Here is an 18,485-nt window from a genome sequence, read left to right as displayed (position 1 = left end):
AAGGCCCGGGAAATGGTCCCTTGCATGGCTGCGCAGTGCCGAGCGGTCCATGGGCAGGTGCAGCCTTGACAGTCCCGTTCCTGCATCGTGGCCAGCGGCCTTGCCGCAGCCTGCCCATTCCAAACGCCATGCAGGGAGCCCGGAGATGACGGGCCAGCCCCATCAGACGGACTGGGCGGCGGCCGACCCCGTCCGCGCGCCCGACCCGGCAGCGGCCGCAAGCCCTGCGGGCATGCGCCATACCCTGGCGCTGATGCTGGTGCTGCTGACGGTGGCCCTGGCGGCCGCCATGGTCTGGCTGCTCAGCGGCATGCGGACCACGGCGCAGGAAGAGGCTTCGCTGCGCCTGGTGCGCTTTGTGCTGGGCACCGAGGCGGCCATCAGCCGCAGCCTGGAATCCCTGGATGCCCTGGCGCTGGGCGTGGATGAACTGCTGGGTTCGCGCAACCCCGCATCGGCATCGCAGCCGCAACTGCAGGAAATGCTGCACACCATGGTGCGGCAGAACACGCTGGCGCAGCGCGCCTCGGTGCACGATATCCAGGGCCGGGAACTGGCCGCTTCGGGCGATGGCCCGGTCATCGACCTGCCTGCGCAGGCCTGGGAGCGCCTGGCGGGCCAAAGCCGCTCCGAATTGCTGGCAAGTCCACCCTCAGTCGCGCCGCAGGTGCCGGGTGGCGAGCGCATGCTGTACCTTGTGCGGCCCCTGAGCCGGGCGGAGCAGGGCGGCTATGTGCTGATGCAGGTGCCGGCTGCGGCGCTGGGCGCCGTGCTGGCCCAGGGCGGCGTGCTGGACGGCCTGGAGGTCACGCTGGAGCAGGGCAGCGGCGAGCTGCTGCTGTCCATGCCCCAGTATGGCGATGTCGCCGCTGTGCGGCTGCTGCCGACGACGTCGCAGCTGCCGTCCAGCGGCGTCATGCACATGGCCGCACGCCTGAGCCGCGTGCCTGCCCTGGTGGCTGCGCATCCGCTGCCCAAGGGACATCTGTGGGTCACGGCCAGTCTGCCCATGTCCTCCGTGCTGGCCGGCTGGCGCGTGGCTGCCTGGCTGATGGTGCTGGCCGTGATGATCTTCGGCGTGCTGCTGGCCGTGCTGGGCTGGACCGTGCACCGCTACATGGACCGCCTGCATGCCGCGCGGCGCCAGGCCCAGCGGTCCGAGCAGTGGCTGGACCAGGCGCTGGACAGCATGGTCAGCGGCTTTCTGCTGCTGGATTCGCAGCAGCGCGTGCTGCGCTGGAACCGCTGCTACGAGGAAATGTTCCCCTGGCACGCGGACCAGCTGGAGCCTGGGCGGCCCCTGCAATCGCTGCTCGATTCCTGCCCCAGCGCCGTGGGTCTGGCGGCGGCGCCGGCGCAGGCCGACGAGGCCAAGGACCTGCACCGCCAACTGGTGCTGCGGCCTGGCGTGCCCTTTGAGCAGCAACTGCCCAGCGGCCGCTTTGTCCAGATGACGGCACGGCTGGCCGCCGAGGACGGCGTGGTCATCACCTACAACGATGTCACCGATATCCGGCTGGCCACGGCCGAGATCGAGAGCCTGGCCTTCTACGATCCACTGACCAGCCTGCCCAATCGCCGCCTGCTGCTGGACCGCCTGGCCCAGGCCACGGTGCTGGCCGCACGCGAAGGCTGGACCGGGGCGCTGCTGTTCCTGGACCTGGACCAGTTCAAGATGCTCAACGACACGCTGGGCCACGAAGTGGGCGACCAGCTGCTGCAGCAGGTGGCGCACCGCCTGCGCAGCGCCGTGCGATCTTCGGACACGGTGGCGCGCCTTGGGGGGATGAGTTCGTGGTCATGCTCTGCGAGCTGTCGCACGAGCCTGCCGAGGCGGCCACGCTGGCCCAGCGCATCGGCGAGAAGATCCTGGCGCGGCTCAACCAGTCCTATGTGCTGGGCGCCCACCTGCACCGCAGCGCCTGCAGCATTGGCGCCACGCTGTTCGGCCGCCAGCCGCAGTCGGCGGCCGAGCTGCTCAAGCAGGCCGATATCGCCATGTACCAGATCAAGGCGCGCAACGGCAGCGGCCTGTGCTTCTTCGACCCGCAGATGCAGGTGGAAATCCACCAGCGCGTGCGCATGGAAGGCGACCTGCGCCAGGCCCTGGCGCAGTCCCAGTTCGAGCTGCACTACCAGCCCCAGTTCACGCTGGCCGGCGAGGTCATAGGTGCCGAAGCCCTGCTGCGCTGGCGCCACCCCGAACGCGGCCTGGTGCCGCCCGGCATGTTCATTGCCGTGGCCGAGGAAAGCGAGATCATCGTGCCGCTGGGCATGTGGGTGATCCGCACGGCCTGTGAGCAACTGGCGATCTGGCAAAAGGATGCGCGGCTGCGCCATCTGCAGGTGGCCGTGAATGTCAGTGCCCGCCAGTTCCGGCACCAGGACTTTGCCTCCCAGGTCATCGAGCAGGTGCGCAATGCCGGCATTGCGCCCCATCTGCTCAAGCTGGAGCTGACCGAGTCGCTGGTGATCGAGAACGTGCAGGAGTCCATCGACAAGATGAAGCAGCTGCGCAGCCATGGCGTGTGCTTTTCCATGGATGACTTCGGCACCGGTCACTCCTCGCTGACCTATCTCACCCAGCTGCCGCTGAACCAGCTCAAGATCGACCAGTCCTTCGTGCGCCACCTGGGCTTGCGCCATACCGATGACGTGATCGTGCAGACCATCATCGGCATGGCGCGCAACCTGAACCTGGATGTGATCGCCGAAGGCGTGGAGACCCTGGAGCAGCGCGCCCTGCTCGCGCATTACGGCTGCGAGTATTTCCAGGGCTACCTGTTCAGCCCGCCCGTGCCCATACGCGCGTTCGAGCAGCTGCTGGCCAAGGTGCCCGTGCGCACCGTGGCGCATGGCCTGCCCAAGTCTATGCCCGGCGCGAAGACACCATGATGCCGCCCACGATGAGCGCGAAGGCCAGCCCGTGGTACAGCTGCGGCGTCTGGCCCAGCAGCGGAATGGACAGCAGGGCGGTGAACAGGGGCATCAGATTGCCGAAGAAGCCCGCCACCGCAGGGCTGCTGCGCTGCACGCCCAGGCCCCAGAAGCGATAGGCCAGGATGGCCGGTCCGACGGCGATGAACAGCAGGGCGCCCAGCAGCGGCCACCCTGCCTGAAGGTGAAACCGTCCCGATGCAGCCTCCAGTCCCGTGAACAGGCCGGACCACATCAGGCCGAAGACCATCTGTGCCAGCAGAAAGCCCGACCAGTCCGCGCGCAGCTGTCCTGACACGCTGGTCCTGGACAGCAGCCACGTATAGAAGGCCCACAGGATCGTGGCCAGCACCATGAACAGGTCGCCCGGCACCAGCTGCAGCTGGCGCAGCACCTGCGGATCGCCGCGCGACAGCACTACGGCGACGCCCAGCACCGACAGCGCAGCCCCCAGCAACTGGCGGCGGCTCACGGCAATGCCCCAGCAGATGCGGCCCACGGCCAGCATCCACACCGGCATGCTGGAGCCGACCAGGGTGGCGTTCAGCGGCGTCGATGTTTTCAGCGCCAGGTACAGCAGGGCGTTGTAGCAGCCGATGCCCAGCAATCCCAGCAGCGCGAACTGGCGCCACTGCGGCCAGACGGAGCTGTCCCGGCGCAGCACCCATCCCGCCAGCGGCAGCAGCAGCATGAAGGCAATGGCCCAGCGCAGGAAATTCAACGCGAAGGGCGAGATCAGGTCATGGACCATGCGGCCCACGATGGCATTGCCGGCCCACAGCAGCGGCGGCAGCGTCAGGATGGCGGCGGTGGAAGGCTTCAGCGGCTGGCTCATCGGGATCATCCGGCTTTCGGGCTCGCCACTATAGGCGTTGCGCGCTCTTTGCGCCGGCCATGCGTTGCCGTCTTCCGCGAGGCGGGCCGAAACATGGCACGATGCCGCTCTTGTCGCTTTTTGCAGGAGTGCTCCCATGGGTATTGCAGTGCAGATCCGCCACAACGGCGGCCCCGAAGTCCTGGAGCTGGTGCAGGTCGCCGTGGGCGAGCCCGGGCCAGGCGAGGTACGCATACGCCACCATGCGGTGGGCCTGAACTTCATCGATGTGTACCAGCGCTCCGGCCTGTACTCGCTGCCCATGCCCCTGAGCCTGGGCATGGAAGGCGCAGGCGTGGTCGAGGCCGTGGGTGCCGGCGTGGAGCACCTGGGCGTGGGCGACCGCGTGGCATATGCCAGCAATCCGCCGGGCAGCTACAGCGAAGTGCGCGTCATGCCCGCCATGTGCGTGTGCCGCCTGCCCGATGCCATTGCGTTCGAGACGGCCGCCGCCATGATGCTCAAGGGCCTGACCGCGCAGTACCTGCTCAAGAAATGCATTCCAGTCGAGGGCCTGGCACCGGGTGATGCCGTGCTGTTCCATGCGGCGGCCGGTGGCGTGGGCTTGATCGCCTGCCAATGGGCCAGGGCACTGGGCCTGCAGCTCATCGCCACTGCGGGCTCGGACGAGAAGTGCGCGCTGGCCCTGGCCAACGGTGCAGCCCATGCCATCAACTACCGCAGCGAGAACTTCGCCGAGCGCGTGCAGGAGATCACGGGCGGCCAGGGTGTGAAGGTGGTCTACGACAGCGTGGGCAAGGACACCTGGGAAGGCTCGCTGGCCTGCCTGCGGCGCTTCGGCCTGTTGGTGAGCTTCGGCAACGCCTCAGGCCCCGTGGCGCCTTTCGCTCCTGCCGTGCTCGCGGCCAAGTCGCTGTATGTGACGCGCCAGACCCTGTTCTCCCACATCACCAGCCGCGAGGCGACCCAGGCGATGGCCGACGATCTGTTCGCCGTGGTGGAAAGCGGTGCCGTGAAGATCCATATCGACCAGCGCTATCCGCTGGCCGAGGTGCGCCAGGCACACCTGGACCTGGAGGCGCGCAAGACCACGGGCTCGACCATCCTGCTGCCATGAGTGTGTCAAAGCACCTTGCCGACCCGGCCGTGAAGGCCTGGCTGGACCGCCTGCGCGCCGACACGCGCCAGCCCGCGCTGCAGCCGCGCCGGCCGTTGCTGGTGGAGGGGCAGGAGACAGGTTCGCTGGAAGACGGCCTGGCCGCGCTGCTGCCGGACGATGTGATGCATGCCCACGGCGTGGCACTGCGCCTGCAGGCCGGCCAATGGCATCTGCAAGGCCAGGGCGATGCCACGGTCCTGCTCAACGCCCTGGCCCGGGTGCTGCGTGCCACGGGCCACAGCGGCCCCTGGCGCGATGAGCAACTGGCCGTGTGCAACGTCCAGGGCCAGCGCATTGCCACCGTGGAGCGCGGCGCCGTGCGCCCGCTGGGCATTGCCACCCAGGCCGTGCATCTGGTGGGCGAGACGGCCGATGGCCGCATCTGGGTGCAGCAGCGCGCCGACAACAAGCCCACCAACCCTGGCATGTGGGACACGCTGATGGGCGGCATGGTGGCCGCGTGCGATACCGTGGCCGAGGCGGTGGAGCGTGAAACCTGGGAAGAGGCCGGCCTGCGCGTGGCCGAGCTGCAGGGCCTGCGCCATGGCGGCCATGTGCTGTTCGAGCGCCCCAGCGACGAGGCCGAGGGCCGGGGCTTCATGCGCGAGCGCATCGACTGGTTCAGCGCCACCGTGCCGCCGGCGCTGGAGCCCGGCAACCAGGATGGCGAGGTCCAGGCTTTTGCGCTGATCGAGCGCGACCAGCTTGTCGAATGGCTTCTGCAGGGCCGCTTCACGCCCGAGGCCGCCCAGGTGCTGGCGGCCTGGCTGGGCTGGTGAAACGCTTCAGCGCGCCGTCTTGTTCAGTGCCGATTCCTTGAGCCGGCTGGGCGCCAGGGCGCCTGCCGATTCGAGGATGGGGTAGGCCACCGAGCACAGCAGCGAGTTGATGCGCTTGAGGTCACTGATCAGGTCGATGTGCAGCGAACTGGTCTCTATGCTGGAGACGGTGTTGTCGGACAGGCGCGCCAGGTGGGTGGCCGAGTAGGCCAGCTCCAGGTCGCGGAAACGCGCCTTTTCCTCCAGCAGCTTCTGCGCCTCGCGCACATTGCCGTTGAGGAACACGCTCATTGCCAGGCGCAGATTGTCCAGCAGGTGGTGCAGCAGCTCGCGGATCTCCTGCGTGCCGGCCTCGGAGAACTGACGGCCCTTTTTGATCTTCTTGTCCTCGATGTCCAGCAGCACGCGCTCGATGATGTCGCCGATCTGCTCCATGTTGATGGTGAAGCTGATGATTTCCGTCCAGCGCTGGCCCTCGCGCTCATCCAGTTCGGCGCGCGAGATCTTGGTCATGTAGTACTTGATGGCCGAGTACAGATCGTCCACCGTGCCTTCAAGCTCGCGCAGCTCCTGGGACAGCTTGAGGTCGTCTGTCTCCAGCACGCGCTGCATGCCGATCAGCATGGACTCGACCATGTCGGCCTGGTGCAGGGCCTCGCGCGCGGCGCAGGAAATGGCCAGCGACGGTGTGCTCAGCGCCGAGGGGTCCAGGTGGCGCGGGCGCAGCAGGCTGGTGGAGCTGGCCTCGGGCTTGGGCAGCAGGGCCGTCACCCAGCGCGCCACGGTCTGCGTGAGGCCGATGAAGCACAGGCTGTTGAAGATGTTGAAGGCCAGGTGGAACAGCACGATGTTCTGGCCCTTGCCGTCGATCATCGGCATCACGTAGGTGGCCCACAGCCCCAGGAAGGGCGCGACGATGGCCACCCCCATGATCTTGAACAGCATGTTGCCGATGGTGACCTGGCGCACTTCGGTGCTGGACTTGGCCGTGGTCAGCACGGCCACCAGGCCGCTGCCGATATTGGCGCCTAGCGTCAGGCCGAGCGCCACTTCCATGGGAATCGCGCCCGAGCTGGCCATGGCCGCGATCAGCAGCACGATGGCCAGGCTGGAATAGGCCATCACGGCCAGCAGCGCACCCAGCAGCAACTCCATGAAGATATCGCTGGTGACCGAGCCCAGCAGGGTGCGCACGGCGGGGGCTTCCAGCAGCGGCTCGGTGGCCTCGACCACCAGGCGCAGGGCCAGCAGCATCACGCCCAGGCCGATCAGCACGCGGCCTATGCGCCCGGCCGTGGTGTCCTGGCGGGTGATGAACAGCACCACGCCCACGAAGATGAACAGCGGCGACAGCCAGGACAGGTCGGTGGAGAACAGCACGGCCATCAGCGCCGTGCCCACGTCGGCGCCGCGCATCACGGCCAGCGCGGCCGGCAGCGAGATCAGGCCCTGGCCCACGAAGGCCGAGGTCATCAGCGAGGTGGCCGTGCTCGACTGCACCAGCGCAGTCACGCCCAGGCCCGACAGCGCAGCCGAGAAACGGTTGCTCATGCTGTGGGCGAGCAGGTCGCGCAGGTTGGCGCCGAACACCCGCAGCACGCCGGTGCGGACCATGTGCGTGCCCCAGACCAGCAGGGCGATGGCGGCCAATAGATTGAGTAAGTGCTTCATGTGCTGTGAGCGGAGAAGCGGACCAATATAACCCCGGTCCCGGCTTGCGCGCAGGAGAGTCGGCCGCATGAGCGCACAGTTTGGTGCGAAATAAAGAAAATTGTAGAAATAAAACGAATCAAAAAGAATTTCGGTTGACCAAAAACGCACTCAGGAAAACCCGAGGAGAAAGCCCGTCGGCACGCAGTTGGCGGCAGCCCCCCATGAAAAAGCCCCTCGCAGGAGGGGCTGGGCTGGCTGTCGTGGCGTGCGCCGCGGATCAGGTTCTTTTGGCCCGCCGTGCGCGCAGCACCTCGTCCAGGATCAGCAGGCCCGCGCCCACGCTGATGGCGATGTCGGCGGCATTGAAGGCCGGAAAGTGCGAACGGCCCCAGTAGAAGTCCAGGAAGTCCACCACGTATCCGTGCTGCAGGCGATCCACCACGTTGCCGATGGCGCCGCCCAGGATGCTGGCCAGCGAGAAGCAAAACAGCTTCTGCCCCGGATGCTTGCGCAACTGCCAGACGATGAGCAGCGTGGCCGCCACGCCGATGCCCACGAACAGCCAGCGCTGCCAGCCGCCCGCTCCGGCCAGGAACGAGAAGGCCGCGCCCGTGTTGTGGGCCCGCACGATGTTGAAGAAGCCCGTGATCGGCGTCCAGTCGCCCAGCTGGTAGGCACCAAGGATCCACTGCTTGGTGAGCTGGTCGATGGCGATGATCGCCAGCGACCAGGCCAGCCAGGGCCAGATGCGGCTGTTGCGGGATTCGGGGACCGCAGCAAAGGTAGGGGTCATGGCAGCGCCTCAGGGGTTGATTACGCCTTGTGGCGCTCTTCGCCAGCACCGTGCAGGTTGCTGTCGCAACGGCCGCACAGGCTGGGGTGCTCGGGGTTGATGCCCACGTCGGCACGGTAGTGCCAGCAGCGGTCGCACTTGGCATGGCTGCTGGGTGTGACGGCGGCCTGCAGGGCCTCGCCTGCCAGGGCCTCGGCCGCCGAGGTGATGAAGACGAACTTCAGGTCGTCGCCCAGGCTTTGCAGCAGGGCCAGGTCTTCGGGCTGGGCCGAGACACTGACTTCGGCCTGCAGCGAGGAGCCGACCCGGCCTTCGGTGCGCACGGCCTCGATGTCCTTGTTCACCACGTCGCGGATCTCGCGCAGGCGCGCCCACTTGGCCAGCAGGGCCTCGTCACCGGCCGGCAGGTCGGTGTAGGTCTCCAGGAAGATGGACTCGCTGTCGCCGAAGACCTTCCAGGCCTCTTCGGCCGTGAATGACAGGAAGGGCGCCATCCAGCGCAGCATGGCATGCGTGATCTGGTGCAGGGCGGTCTGGGCGCTGCGGCGGGCCAGGCTCTTGGGCGCGCTGGTGTACAGGCGGTCCTTGAGCACGTCCAGGTAGAAGCCGCCCAGGTCTTCCGAGCAGAACAGCTGCAGCTTGGCCACCACGGGGTGGAATTCATAGACCTTGTAGTGGGCCAGCAGCTCGGCCTGGAACTGGGCCGCGCGGGCCAGGGCCCAGCGGTCGATTTCCAGCAGCTCTTCGGTGGGAACCGAGTCCTGCGCAGCATCGAAGTCGCTGACGTTGGCCAGCAGGAAGCGCAGCGTGTTGCGGATGCGGCGGTAGGCATCCACCACGCGGGCCAGGATCTTGTCGTCGATGCCCAGGTCGCCCGAGTAGTCGGTCGAGGCCACCCACAGGCGGATGATCTCGGCGCCCATCTTGTTGCTCACGTCCTGCGGGGCGACGGTGTTGCCCAGCGACTTGGACATCTTCTTGCCCTGGCCGTCCACGGTGAAGCCGTGCGTCAGCAGGCCGCGGTAGGGCGCGCGCCCGAAGATGGCCGAGGCCAGCAGCAGCGACGAATGGAACCAGCCGCGGTGCTGGTCATGGCCTTCCAGGTAGAGGTCGGCCTCGGGGCCCTGGTCGTGGTGCATTTCGGCGTGCGTGCCGCGCATCACGTGCCAGAAGGTGGAGCCGGAGTCGAACCAGACTTCGAGGATGTCGGTGCTCTTGGTGTAGTGCACGGCCTCCTCGGCGCCCAGGATGTCCTCGGCCGTCACGCGGCTCCAGGCCTCGATGCCGCCCTGCTCGACCATGGCGGCCGCCTGGTCGATGATCTCCATGGTGCGCGGGTGCAGCTCGCCGCTGTCCTTGTGCAGGAAGAAGGGCAGGGGCACGCCCCAGCTGCGCTGGCGCGAGATGCACCAGTCGGGGCGGCCGGCGATCATGTCGCGCAGGCGGGTCTTGCCGTTCTCCGGGTAGAACTGGGTGTGCTCGATGGCCTCCAGCGCGATCTGGCGCAGCGTCTGCGCGGGCTTGTCGCCGGGCTTGGTGAACACGCCCTCGCCCTCGTCCATGCGGATGAACCACTGGGCTGCGGCGCGGTAGATCACGGGCGTCTTGTGGCGCCAGCAGTGCGGGTAGCTGTGGGTGATGGTCTTGGTGTCCATCAGGCGGCCGGCCAGCTTGAGCGCGTCGATGATGGCGGGCGTGGCCTTCCAGATGTGCTGGCCGCCGAACAGCGGCAGCTCGGGTGCGTAGACGCCGTTGCCCTGTACGGGACTCAGGATGTCTTCGCGCGTCATGCCGTTGTTCATGCAGCTGTTGAAGTCGTCCACGCCATAGGCGGGGGCCGAGTGCACGATGCCGGTGCCGTCATCGGCCGTGGCGTAGTCGGCCAGGAACACGGGCGAGACGCGGTCGAAGCCCTTGTCCATATCGGCCAGCGGGTGCTTGAACTGCAGGTGGTCCAGCTTCCTGCCCACGGCGGTGGCGACGACCTGGCCTTCGAGCTTCCAGCGTGCCAGGCATTTCTCGACCAGGGCCGAGGCCACGATCAGCAGGCCGCGCTCGGTGTCCACCAGGCTGTATTCCAGCTCGGGGTTGACGTTGAGCGCCTGGTTGGCGGGGATGGTCCAGGCCGTCGTCGTCCAGATGACGATGAATGCTGGCTTGGCCAGCGAGGGCAGGCCGAAGGCGGCCGCCAGCCTGTCGGGCTCGGCCGTGGGGAACATCACGTCCAGCGTCTGGCTTTGCTTGTCGGCGTATTCGATCTCGAACTCGGCCAGCGAGGAGCCGCAGTCAAAGCACCAGTACACGGGCTTGAGACCGCGGTAGACGAAGCCGCGCTCCATGACGCGCTTGAGGGCGCGCAGCTCGGCGGCCTCGTTGGCGTAGTTCATGGTCTTGTAGGGATGGTCCCAGTCGCCGAGCACGCCCAGGCGCTTGAAGTCCACCATCTGCTGGGCGATCTGCTCGGTGGCGAAGGCGCGGCTCTTGGCCTGCATCTCGTCGCGCGGCAGGTTGCGGCCATGCAGCTTTTCGATGGCGTTCTCGATGGGCAGGCCGTGGCAGTCCCAGCCCGGCACGTACAGCGCGTCGAAGCCTTCGAGCTGGCGGCTCTTGACGATCATGTCCTTGAGCGCCTTGTTCACCGCGTGGCCGATGTGGATCTTGCCGTTGGCGTAGGGCGGGCCGTCATGCAGGATGAACTTGGGCGCGCCGTGGCGCGCATCGCGCAGCTTCTTGTAGAGCCCCTTGTCCTCCCATTCCTGGACCCAGCCCGGCTCGCGCTTGGGCAGGTCGCCGCGCATGGGGAAGGGCGTGTCGGGCATGTTCAGCGTGGCGCGATAGCCCGCATTGGCGTTGGGAGAGACTTTCGAATCAGACATGGAGAACCTTGAAAGCAGGCCAGAGCCCGGACCGTCTGGTCCAGGCACGGAAAAAGGGGAGGGAAGCCTGGTGCGCACCCGCGCCCGGGCAGGTGACGGAGATCGTCAAATTCGGTCGCGCGTGGTCTGGCGACGGGTCTCTGTGTAGATGGGCGTGTGGATGGTGGCGAAGAACGCGCGCGCGTCATCGCAGTCCTTGGCGATGCCGGCGGTGAGGGCGTCGAGACTGTCGTACTTCAGCTCGTCGTGCAGTTTGTGCAGAAGTTCCACGCGGATGATTTTACCGTAGGCCTCTTCGCCTCCCGGCGCGCCGGGCCAATCGAGGCAGTGGGTTTCCAGCAGGACGCGCCCGCCGTTGACATCCGTCGGGTCCAGGGAAGGGCGCACGCCGAGGTTGGCCACGCCGCGCAGCGGTCGTTCATTCAGGCCATGGACCAGCACGGCGAAGATGCCGCTGGCCGCAGGCTTCCAATGGTTGAAGCGCAGGTTCAGCGTGCGAAAGCCGTCGCCCGCGCCCTGGCGGCTCTCGGCCAGGCTGCGGCCCAGCTTGCGGCCGTGCACCACATGGCCGGAGATGGTGTAGGGATGGCCCAGCAGCCGCGCGGCGTCCTGCATGCGCCCCTCGGCCAGGGCTGCGCGCACATGGGTGCTGGACACGCGCAGGCCGTGCACCTCGTAGCTGTTCATGCGAGCCACGTCAAAGCACTGGCGCTGGCCTGCCGCATCCAGCATGGCGTAGTCGCCCGCACGCTGGGTGCCGAAGCGGAAGTCGTCGCCAACCAGCACGTATTTCGCGCCTAGGCCCGCCACCAGCACTTCGTCGATGAAGGCCTGCGGCGACTGGCTGGCCAGCGTCTGGTTGAAAGGCAGAACCACAGTCTGGTCCACCCCGCAGCGCTCCAGCTCCGACAGCTTGTCGCGCAACGTGCCTATGCGCGCCGGAGCGATTTCAGGCCGTCCAAGGGTCTGGGCGAAGTAGTCGCGCGGATGGGGCTCGAAGGTCAGCACGCAGGTGGGCACACCACGCTGTGCAGCCTCGGCCGACAGCAGGGCCAGCATGGCCTGGTGGCCGCGATGGACACCATCGAAATTGCCGATGGTGACGGCACAGGCCGATTCCCGCCCTGGATGGTTGAAGCCTCGAAAAATCTTCATGGGACGCTTTGTTTTCAATAGCGGCTGGCACGCGCGCAGCCAGCGCAGGCTGTCAATCCGACATGGAAACAGAGTATATTGCCTCGATAAGGCCTGCCTTGCAGGCCCTGTGCACTGGCTGCATTCCCGTTCACTTTGGTGTCAGAGGAGGCGTGTCGTGAAGGTCTTGAAGCTGTCGGCCCAAGGGCTGCCCCAATCCTGGATCACGCTGGAGCAGGCGGCGCTGCATTACGCGGCGGACGATGTGCGCTGGGAGTCCGGCGGAGAGGTCGCCTGTTTCCGCGGTGGTCACAATGCCGTCACGGGCTGCCAGTCGGTCATCCACATCAACAGCATCATCGGTACGCGCGGTGCGCCTGCCATCAATCCGCACAGCCTGCAGCCGGGTCTGACCAACGGCAAGCTGTTCGCACGCGACCGCTGCATCTGCGCCTACTGCGGCCGCGTGTTCCATGAAAACGACCTCACGCGCGAGCACATCGTGCCCATCTCCGCAGGGGGAGGCCACCAGTGGATGAACCTGGTGACGGCCTGCCGCTCCTGCAATCACCGCAAGGGTGCCCGCACGCCCGAGCAGGCGCGCATGCCGCTGCTCTACACGCCCTATATACCCAGCCTCTGGGAAGACTTCATCCTGCGCAACCGGCGGATCCTGGCCGATCAGATGGAGTTTCTGCTGCTGCACGTGCCCCGGAGTTCGCGCTGGGCACGGGACGGCTTCGCCGAGGGCGGTGGTGCGCCCACGCACGAGGTGGCGTGGGCTTGATGAAGGCCTGTCAGGCAGCGGTCTTGGTGGCCGTCACGACAAAGCCCTGAACCGGCTCGCCACCTTCCTGGCGCAGCACCAGTTCTTCCGTCGACACACTGAAACCGGCTTGCTTGCACAGTGCCTCGATATGACTGCGCTTGTGGGCGTAGCGCTGGCTGGGTTGGAGGACCAGGTCGGGACCGTCTTCTGGGGCGGTTTCGCAGGAGAAGATGAACTCGCCACCTGTCTTGAGAATGCGTGCGGCATTAGGGATGACCGGTTGAGAGTCGCCAATGTAGACCAGTACATCCAGGCAGGTAATCACATCGTATTCCTGGTCTGGTGTATTGCTCAACGCGTCCAGCAGGTTGACATGGTGAAAACGGTCATAGATGCCATGCTTGGCTGCCTGCTCGATCATCTTGAGAGAGCTGTCGACACCAATCAGGTAACCCTGCATGGTGCCAAGGCAAAGCCCGAGCAAGCCGGTGCCACAGCCCAAGTCGAGCACATTGACGTCTTTTTCCGGATGACGTGCGATCAATTGCTGCGCCACCAGTTTGGGTAGTTGGTAGCCCAATCCCTGGACCAGATGCTGGTCAAACCTATCTGCCATGTTGTCGAACAGGGCCCGGTGCATTTCCTCTGGCAGATGTGCAGGAGTCGTTCCCTTCGCCAATGCTGCGTAATACGCCAGCGTTTCATCTTCTGGGAATTTCTCTTCCAGGATACGGATGTCATCCAGGGCTTCAGCGGCTTGACCGTGCGTGACGGTGTGCTTTACCCGTTCCATTCTGTATTGCGGTTGCAGGGGATGCTCCTGCACCAAGGCATCCAACAGCTGCACGGCTTGTGCATGCTCTCCCAGGTTGCCCAGGTCGCGGGCCAGATGCAGGCGCAGTGTGGCATCGCCCGGATGCATTTCAAGGCCGCGGTGCAGATGCTTGACGGCCATCTGCAGATTCCCGGCGCGGTGCGCAATATCGATCACGCCAGCAAGCACCTGGGAATTGTTGGGCTCAATGCGGGAAACTTTTTCTGCCAATTCAATCGCTGAATCGAACTGACCATGCCTTGCGCGAAAGAGCGCCGTCTCCAGCAAGCCCGGGCCCCACATGGGAGCCAGTTCAAGGCATCGTGCGAAGGCTTGTTCGGCCTTGGCGTGGTTCCCTGCCTTTTCAGCCATCAGTCCGCCCAGCATGAAGACGCGAGCGTCACCAGGCACTTGGCGATGAGCCTTGTTCAGAGTCTGGGCGGCTTTTTGCAGGTCGCCTTTCGCGATCTGCTGGCGAGCCATTTCCAGGTGCTTGCGGTTGATGTCGGCGGGGATGGAAGTAGCGCTCATGGACAGGTGTGTGTTTATGGCCAAGGAGAGGCGGGCGTTGATTGCGGCATGTGCCGGCAGGCCACGCCAGTGGCGAACTTTTCATTATCGTGGATTCTTCGCTCGGCCATGTTTCAAGCCGATGCCTGCAAGGTCTTGGCCTGCGGTGCGGGCAAGGGGCGCGGTGGCAGCGTGAGCGTGAAGCTGGTGCCGCCCTGGGCTGATGGCGCTGCCTGTATGTCGCCGCCATGCAGGCGCGCAATGCGCCGGGCGACCCACAGGCCCAGGCCGAAGCCGCGGGCCTGGTCCGCGCGGTGGCCGCGCTCGAAGCGCTCGAAGATGCGTTGCGCCAGCTCGGGGGCAAGACCCGGGCCCTGGTCGCTGACAGTGAGTTCCAGCCGGCCGTGTTCGTCGGTGCGCGCGCGCACGGCGATTTCTCCGGCCTTGGCATATTTCACCGCGTTGTCCACGAGGTTGGACAGGGCGATGCGGGTGAGCGTGGAGTCGCACTCCCATGTGGCAGGCGCATTGGCGCTGTCCAGGTTCAGGTGGTGGCGGCGTGACCAGTGCACAAGCTGCGCGGCATCATCGACCAGTTCCATGACGGGAGCGCGGTGCAATTGCAGCCGGAAGGCGGGGGCATCCAGGCGGTCGCTGATCAGGCAGTTGTCCACCAGGGCCGTCAGGCGCCTGCAGGCGCGGCGGATCTGTGCGGCGCGCTCAAGCTGGGAGTCGATGTCGGGCGAGGGAAAGGACAGCTGCTCGGTGGCCGCGCTGTCCACCACGGCCAGCGGCGTGCGGAATTCATGGTTGACCATGTTGAAGAACTGGCGTTGCTCCAGCCGCAGCGTGCGTTCGCTGTGCAGTGCCGCTTGCAGTGCGTTCTGGGCACGCAGCAGCTCGGCCGTGCGCAGACGTACACGCTCTTCCAGCGCATGCTCGGACTTGGCAAGGGACTCGAGCAGCTGTGCCTGGCGTGCCATGGAGTCCCGGAATTTCTGGATCAGACCGGCGCCCACGGCCACGGTGATCACGATGTTGACCAGCAAGGTGTTGAGCTGCCAGAACACGCTGGTTTCTATGGTCGGCAGGCTGGTCAGGCCGACATAGGCCGCTGTCACATACAGGCCCATCAGCCCATACATGGTGCTGGGAACCACCATCAGCACATGGACCAGATTGGCACGCTCGCGCAGCAGATTGCTCCATGCCACCACGGCGAACAGTGCGCTGATGGCCCAGGGCGCGCCAACCCCTATCCAGGCCCAGTCCTGGTAGCGGCCCAGCGGTATGCTGGGCAGGCACAGCAGAGGGATGATTCCCAGGGCAAGCAAGGCCCGGTCCATGCGCCGCCAGCGTGTGTCGCGTGTCAGCAGCTCGCGCATCTGCCAGGCCAGGGCGGCGGGCAGCATCAAGGTGCCCAGGCTGACGCACAGATGGCCCCAGTGCGCGAGATGGTCGGGCAGCCAGATCTGCAGGTACCCCCGGTCGCTGGCGCCGTGGATCAGCACGGCCATGGCGGCCACGGCCATGGCGGCCAGATTGCGCAGGCGCAGGGCCAGGGCAGCGCCGATGATCAGCAGGGCCAGCATGAGATTGATGCCCTGGTGGATGCCCGATGCCCATTCCACGGCCGAGAACTGCGTCATCAGGCCGCTGCTGCGCCAGAGCGTGGCGTCCAGCTGCATGGGGCTGGAGGTCTGCACGCGCAGGATGAAGGGCTGGCCCGAGTACAGCGGAAACACCAGCTGCCGAACGTGCACGCGCGGTTCGTCGGTGGCCGTATCACCGCTGCTGCGCATGCGCCATGCGCCGTCCACGTGCTGGTAGAGCGCAACGCGGTCCAGATAACTGGGCAGGATTTCCAGCCACAGCGGATCGTGCTCGGGGTCTGCCTTGCCGGCGGCGATGTGAGGCGCCTGCACCTTGAGCCAATACACATCGCGCGTATAGCCCTTGTTCAGCGGTGTATCGAGCAGGGTGAAGGCCGTATCGGGCAGGGCTGCCACCTGATCGATGGTGAAGCTGCCCTGGGCATCGACGAGCGCCAGCATGGGCAAGTCCGTGCCCAGCTGCAGGCGCTTTGCCGGCAGGGACTGCCAGGCCGGGCTGAGAATGAAGCAGACCACCAGCACCAGCGAAAACACCAGCCAGCCCGGCAGCGCCAGCCGGTTCAGGATACGCAGCAGGTTCAGGATACGCATGGCGAGGCGGGCTGTGTTGCAGCTGTGGCAAGGCCGCTGTCTTCGGGAATGCTGCTGGGCAGCGTCAGCGTGAAGCAGGTGCCGCCGCCCGCAGCTGGCGTGACCTGCACATCGCCGCCATGCATCTGGGCCACGCGCCGGGCCACCCACAGCCCCAGGCCGAAGCCTCGGGTCTGGTCCGAACGCTCTCCGCGCTCGTGCAGCTCGAAGATGCGCTGCGCCAACTCGGGCGCCAGGCCAGGGCCCTCGTCGCTGACGGTGAGTTCCAGCCTGCCCTGTGCGTCCAGGCGGGCGCATACGGCGATTTCTCCGGCCTGGGCGTATTTCACGGCGTTGTCCACGAGGTTGGACAGGGCGATCCGTACCAGGGTGGGGTCGCACTCCCAGGAGGCGGGGACGCCCGCAGTCTCCAGCTTCAGATGGTGGCGGCGCGACCAGTGCACGAGCTGCACGGCATCGTCGATCAGGTCCATCACGGGCACCCGGTCGAGCTGCAGCCGGAACGCAGGCGCGTCCAGTCGGTCGCTGACCAGGCAGTTGTCCACCAGGGCCGTGAGGCGCCTGCAGGCGCGGCGGATCTGGGCTGCGCGTTCCAGCTGGGAATCGATATCGGTGGACGGAAAAGTCAGTTGCTCGGTGGCCGCGCTGTCCACCACGGCCAGCGGCGTGCGGAATTCATGGTTGACCATGTTGAAGAACTGGCGCTGCTCCAGCCGCAGCGTGCGCTCGCCATGCAAGGCGGCCTGCAGCGCGTTTTGCGCATGCAGCAGCTCCGCCGTGCGTGTGCGCACCCGTCCTTCCAGCGCATGTTCCGACCGGGCCAGCGACTCCACCAGCTGCGCCTGCCTGCCCATGGAGTTCTGGAATTTCTCGACCAGGCTGGCGCCCACGGCAATGATGATGAGGATGTACAGCAGCAGCGATTCCAGCTGCCAGTACATGCCTGCCTCGATGTCGGAAGACACCAGTCCCGTATAGGCCGCAGCCACGTGGATGCCCATGACCGTGTGCAGCGTGTAGGGAATCAGCACCAGCAGGTTGACGATGCTGGGACCCTGGCGGAACAGGTTCTGCCAGGCCACCAGCGCACTCAGCAGACTGGCCATCCAGGGCACGCTGACCCCCAGCCAGGCCCATTGCGTGTAGTGCCCCGTCGGTATGCTGAGTACGGCCAGCAGCGGTGCCACGGTCAGCAGCACCAGCATGCGATCGATGCGGCGCCAGGCCGTGCCGCGCGTCAAGGTCTCGCGTGCCTGCCAGGCAAAGGCGGCAGGCAGCAGGAAGACGCCCACGCTCACCCAGACATCCGCATGCGGCGCCCAGGGCTCGGGCAGCCACAGCTGGGCATAGCCGCGCACATTGGCGTTGTGGGTCAGCACCACGAAGGCCAGCAAGGTCATGGCCATCAGGCTGCGCATGCGCAGGGCCAGGGCCGCGCCCGCGATCAGCAGGGTCAGCACCAGATTCACACCCTGATGCACACCCGATGCCCACTCGACGCTGGACAACCAGGCCATCAGCCCCGTGCTGCGCCAGACCGTGGCGTACAGCTGCATGGCGCTGCTGGTCTCGATGCGCAGCACAAAGGGCTGGCCAGCGCGCAGTGGAAACACCAGCTGGCGCACATGGATGCGCTGAGCCATGGGCACGGTGTCACCGCTTTCCCTCGCCTGCCACAGGCCGTGCGCCTGCTGGTAGAGCGTGACCCTGTCCAGATAGGTGGGCGTGATCTCCAGCCACAGCGCATCGTTGTCGGCCAGCCCGCTTGTGGGCGCAAGGGCAGGCGTGGCAACCCTCACCCAGTAAGCATGGCGGGTATAGCCCTCGTTCAGAGGCGTGCGCCGGGTTTCGAAGGCATCATCGGGCAGGGCCGCGACCTGTTCAATGGTCATGCTGCGGCCCGCATCGGCAAGCACCTGCATGGGCAGGTCCTTGCCAAGACGCAGTCCCTTGTCAGGGGGAGGCATGGACGCCGGGCTCAGCACGAAAAATGCAAGCAACCCGAGCGAGACCATGATCCAT

General features: G+C 66.3%; 11 protein-coding genes and 1 pseudogene. 4 read left to right on the top strand and 8 right to left on the bottom strand.

Annotation, left to right across the window (positions count from 1 at the left end; all coding sequences use genetic code 11):
* Positions 1-145 precede the first annotated feature (145 nt).
* Positions 146-2,895 (top strand): annotated as a pseudogene (locus BO996_RS30090) (bifunctional diguanylate cyclase/phosphodiesterase).
* On the opposite strand, the gene BO996_RS25440 reads toward BO996_RS30090, so the two are convergent.
* Positions 2,870-3,772, bottom strand: coding sequence for a DMT family transporter (locus BO996_RS25440; RefSeq protein ID WP_071956689.1), 903 nt, complete (start codon positions 3,770-3,772; stop codon positions 2,870-2,872). The pseudogene BO996_RS30090 and the gene BO996_RS25440 sit on opposite strands and share 26 nt — an antisense overlap.
* 136 nt (positions 3,773-3,908) lie before the next feature.
* Here BO996_RS25440 and BO996_RS25435 point away from each other — a divergent pair, with 136 nt between their 5' ends.
* Both BO996_RS25435 and BO996_RS25430 read left to right on the top strand, forming a co-directional pair.
* A complete protein-coding gene (locus BO996_RS25435) occupies positions 3,909-4,889 on the top strand; it encodes a quinone oxidoreductase family protein (RefSeq protein ID WP_034396808.1) in 981 nt (326 codons plus the stop codon).
* Positions 4,886-5,710: an NUDIX hydrolase gene (locus BO996_RS25430; RefSeq protein WP_071956688.1), complete on the top strand. Its 825-nt coding sequence runs from the start codon at positions 4,886-4,888 to the stop codon at positions 5,708-5,710. The genes BO996_RS25435 and BO996_RS25430 overlap by 4 nt, the downstream gene beginning before the upstream one ends.
* A 6-nt stretch (positions 5,711-5,716) precedes the next feature.
* Here BO996_RS25430 and BO996_RS25425 read toward each other — a convergent pair whose 3' ends face one another.
* The 4 genes from BO996_RS25425 to BO996_RS25410 form a co-directional block, all read right to left on the bottom strand.
* Positions 5,717-7,381, bottom strand: coding sequence for a Na/Pi cotransporter family protein (locus tag BO996_RS25425; RefSeq protein WP_013800898.1), 1,665 nt, complete (start codon positions 7,379-7,381; stop codon positions 5,717-5,719).
* A 259-nt stretch (positions 7,382-7,640) separates the two neighbouring features.
* On the bottom strand, positions 7,641-8,156 hold the full coding sequence (gene lspA, locus BO996_RS25420) for a signal peptidase II (RefSeq protein WP_013800899.1): 516 nt from the start codon (positions 8,154-8,156) through the stop codon (positions 7,641-7,643).
* Positions 8,157-8,176: 20 nt separating this feature from the next.
* Positions 8,177-11,032, bottom strand: coding sequence for an isoleucine--tRNA ligase (ileS, locus tag BO996_RS25415; protein WP_013800900.1), 2,856 nt, complete (start codon positions 11,030-11,032; stop codon positions 8,177-8,179).
* A 105-nt stretch (positions 11,033-11,137) separates the two neighbouring features.
* Positions 11,138-12,187, bottom strand: coding sequence for a bifunctional riboflavin kinase/FAD synthetase (locus BO996_RS25410; RefSeq protein ID WP_071956687.1), 1,050 nt, complete (start codon positions 12,185-12,187; stop codon positions 11,138-11,140).
* 157 nt (positions 12,188-12,344) lie between these two features.
* Between BO996_RS25410 and BO996_RS25405 the strand changes: the two genes are divergently transcribed.
* Positions 12,345-12,953: an HNH endonuclease gene (locus BO996_RS25405; protein ID WP_012207180.1), complete on the top strand. Its 609-nt coding sequence runs from the start codon at positions 12,345-12,347 to the stop codon at positions 12,951-12,953.
* 10 nt (positions 12,954-12,963) lie between these two features.
* Here the strand turns inward: BO996_RS25405 and BO996_RS25400 are convergent, their stop codons facing one another.
* The 3 genes from BO996_RS25400 to BO996_RS25390 form a co-directional block, all read right to left on the bottom strand.
* The gene (locus BO996_RS25400) at positions 12,964-14,280 is read right to left on the bottom strand and encodes a tetratricopeptide repeat protein (protein ID WP_071957214.1); all 1,317 of its coding nucleotides are present in this window, start codon (positions 14,278-14,280) and stop codon (positions 12,964-12,966) included.
* A 113-nt stretch (positions 14,281-14,393) separates the two neighbouring features.
* Positions 14,394-16,463, bottom strand: coding sequence for a sensor histidine kinase (locus tag BO996_RS25395; protein WP_071956686.1), 2,070 nt, complete (start codon positions 16,461-16,463; stop codon positions 14,394-14,396).
* Positions 16,451-18,430 (bottom strand): sensor histidine kinase, encoded by a 1,980-nt coding sequence (locus BO996_RS25390; protein WP_071957213.1) that lies wholly within the window; start codon positions 18,428-18,430, stop codon positions 16,451-16,453. Before BO996_RS25390 ends, BO996_RS25395 begins: the two co-directional genes overlap by 13 nt.
* Positions 18,431-18,485: the final 55 nt, after the last annotated feature.

It is taken from the genome of Delftia sp. HK171, from assembly GCF_001886655.1.
In the GTDB taxonomy this organism is placed as follows: Bacteria; Pseudomonadota; Gammaproteobacteria; order Burkholderiales; family Burkholderiaceae_C; genus Comamonas; species Comamonas acidovorans.
Note: the sequence above shows the minus strand (reverse complement) of the source record. Positions and strands in the feature narration are given on the sequence as shown.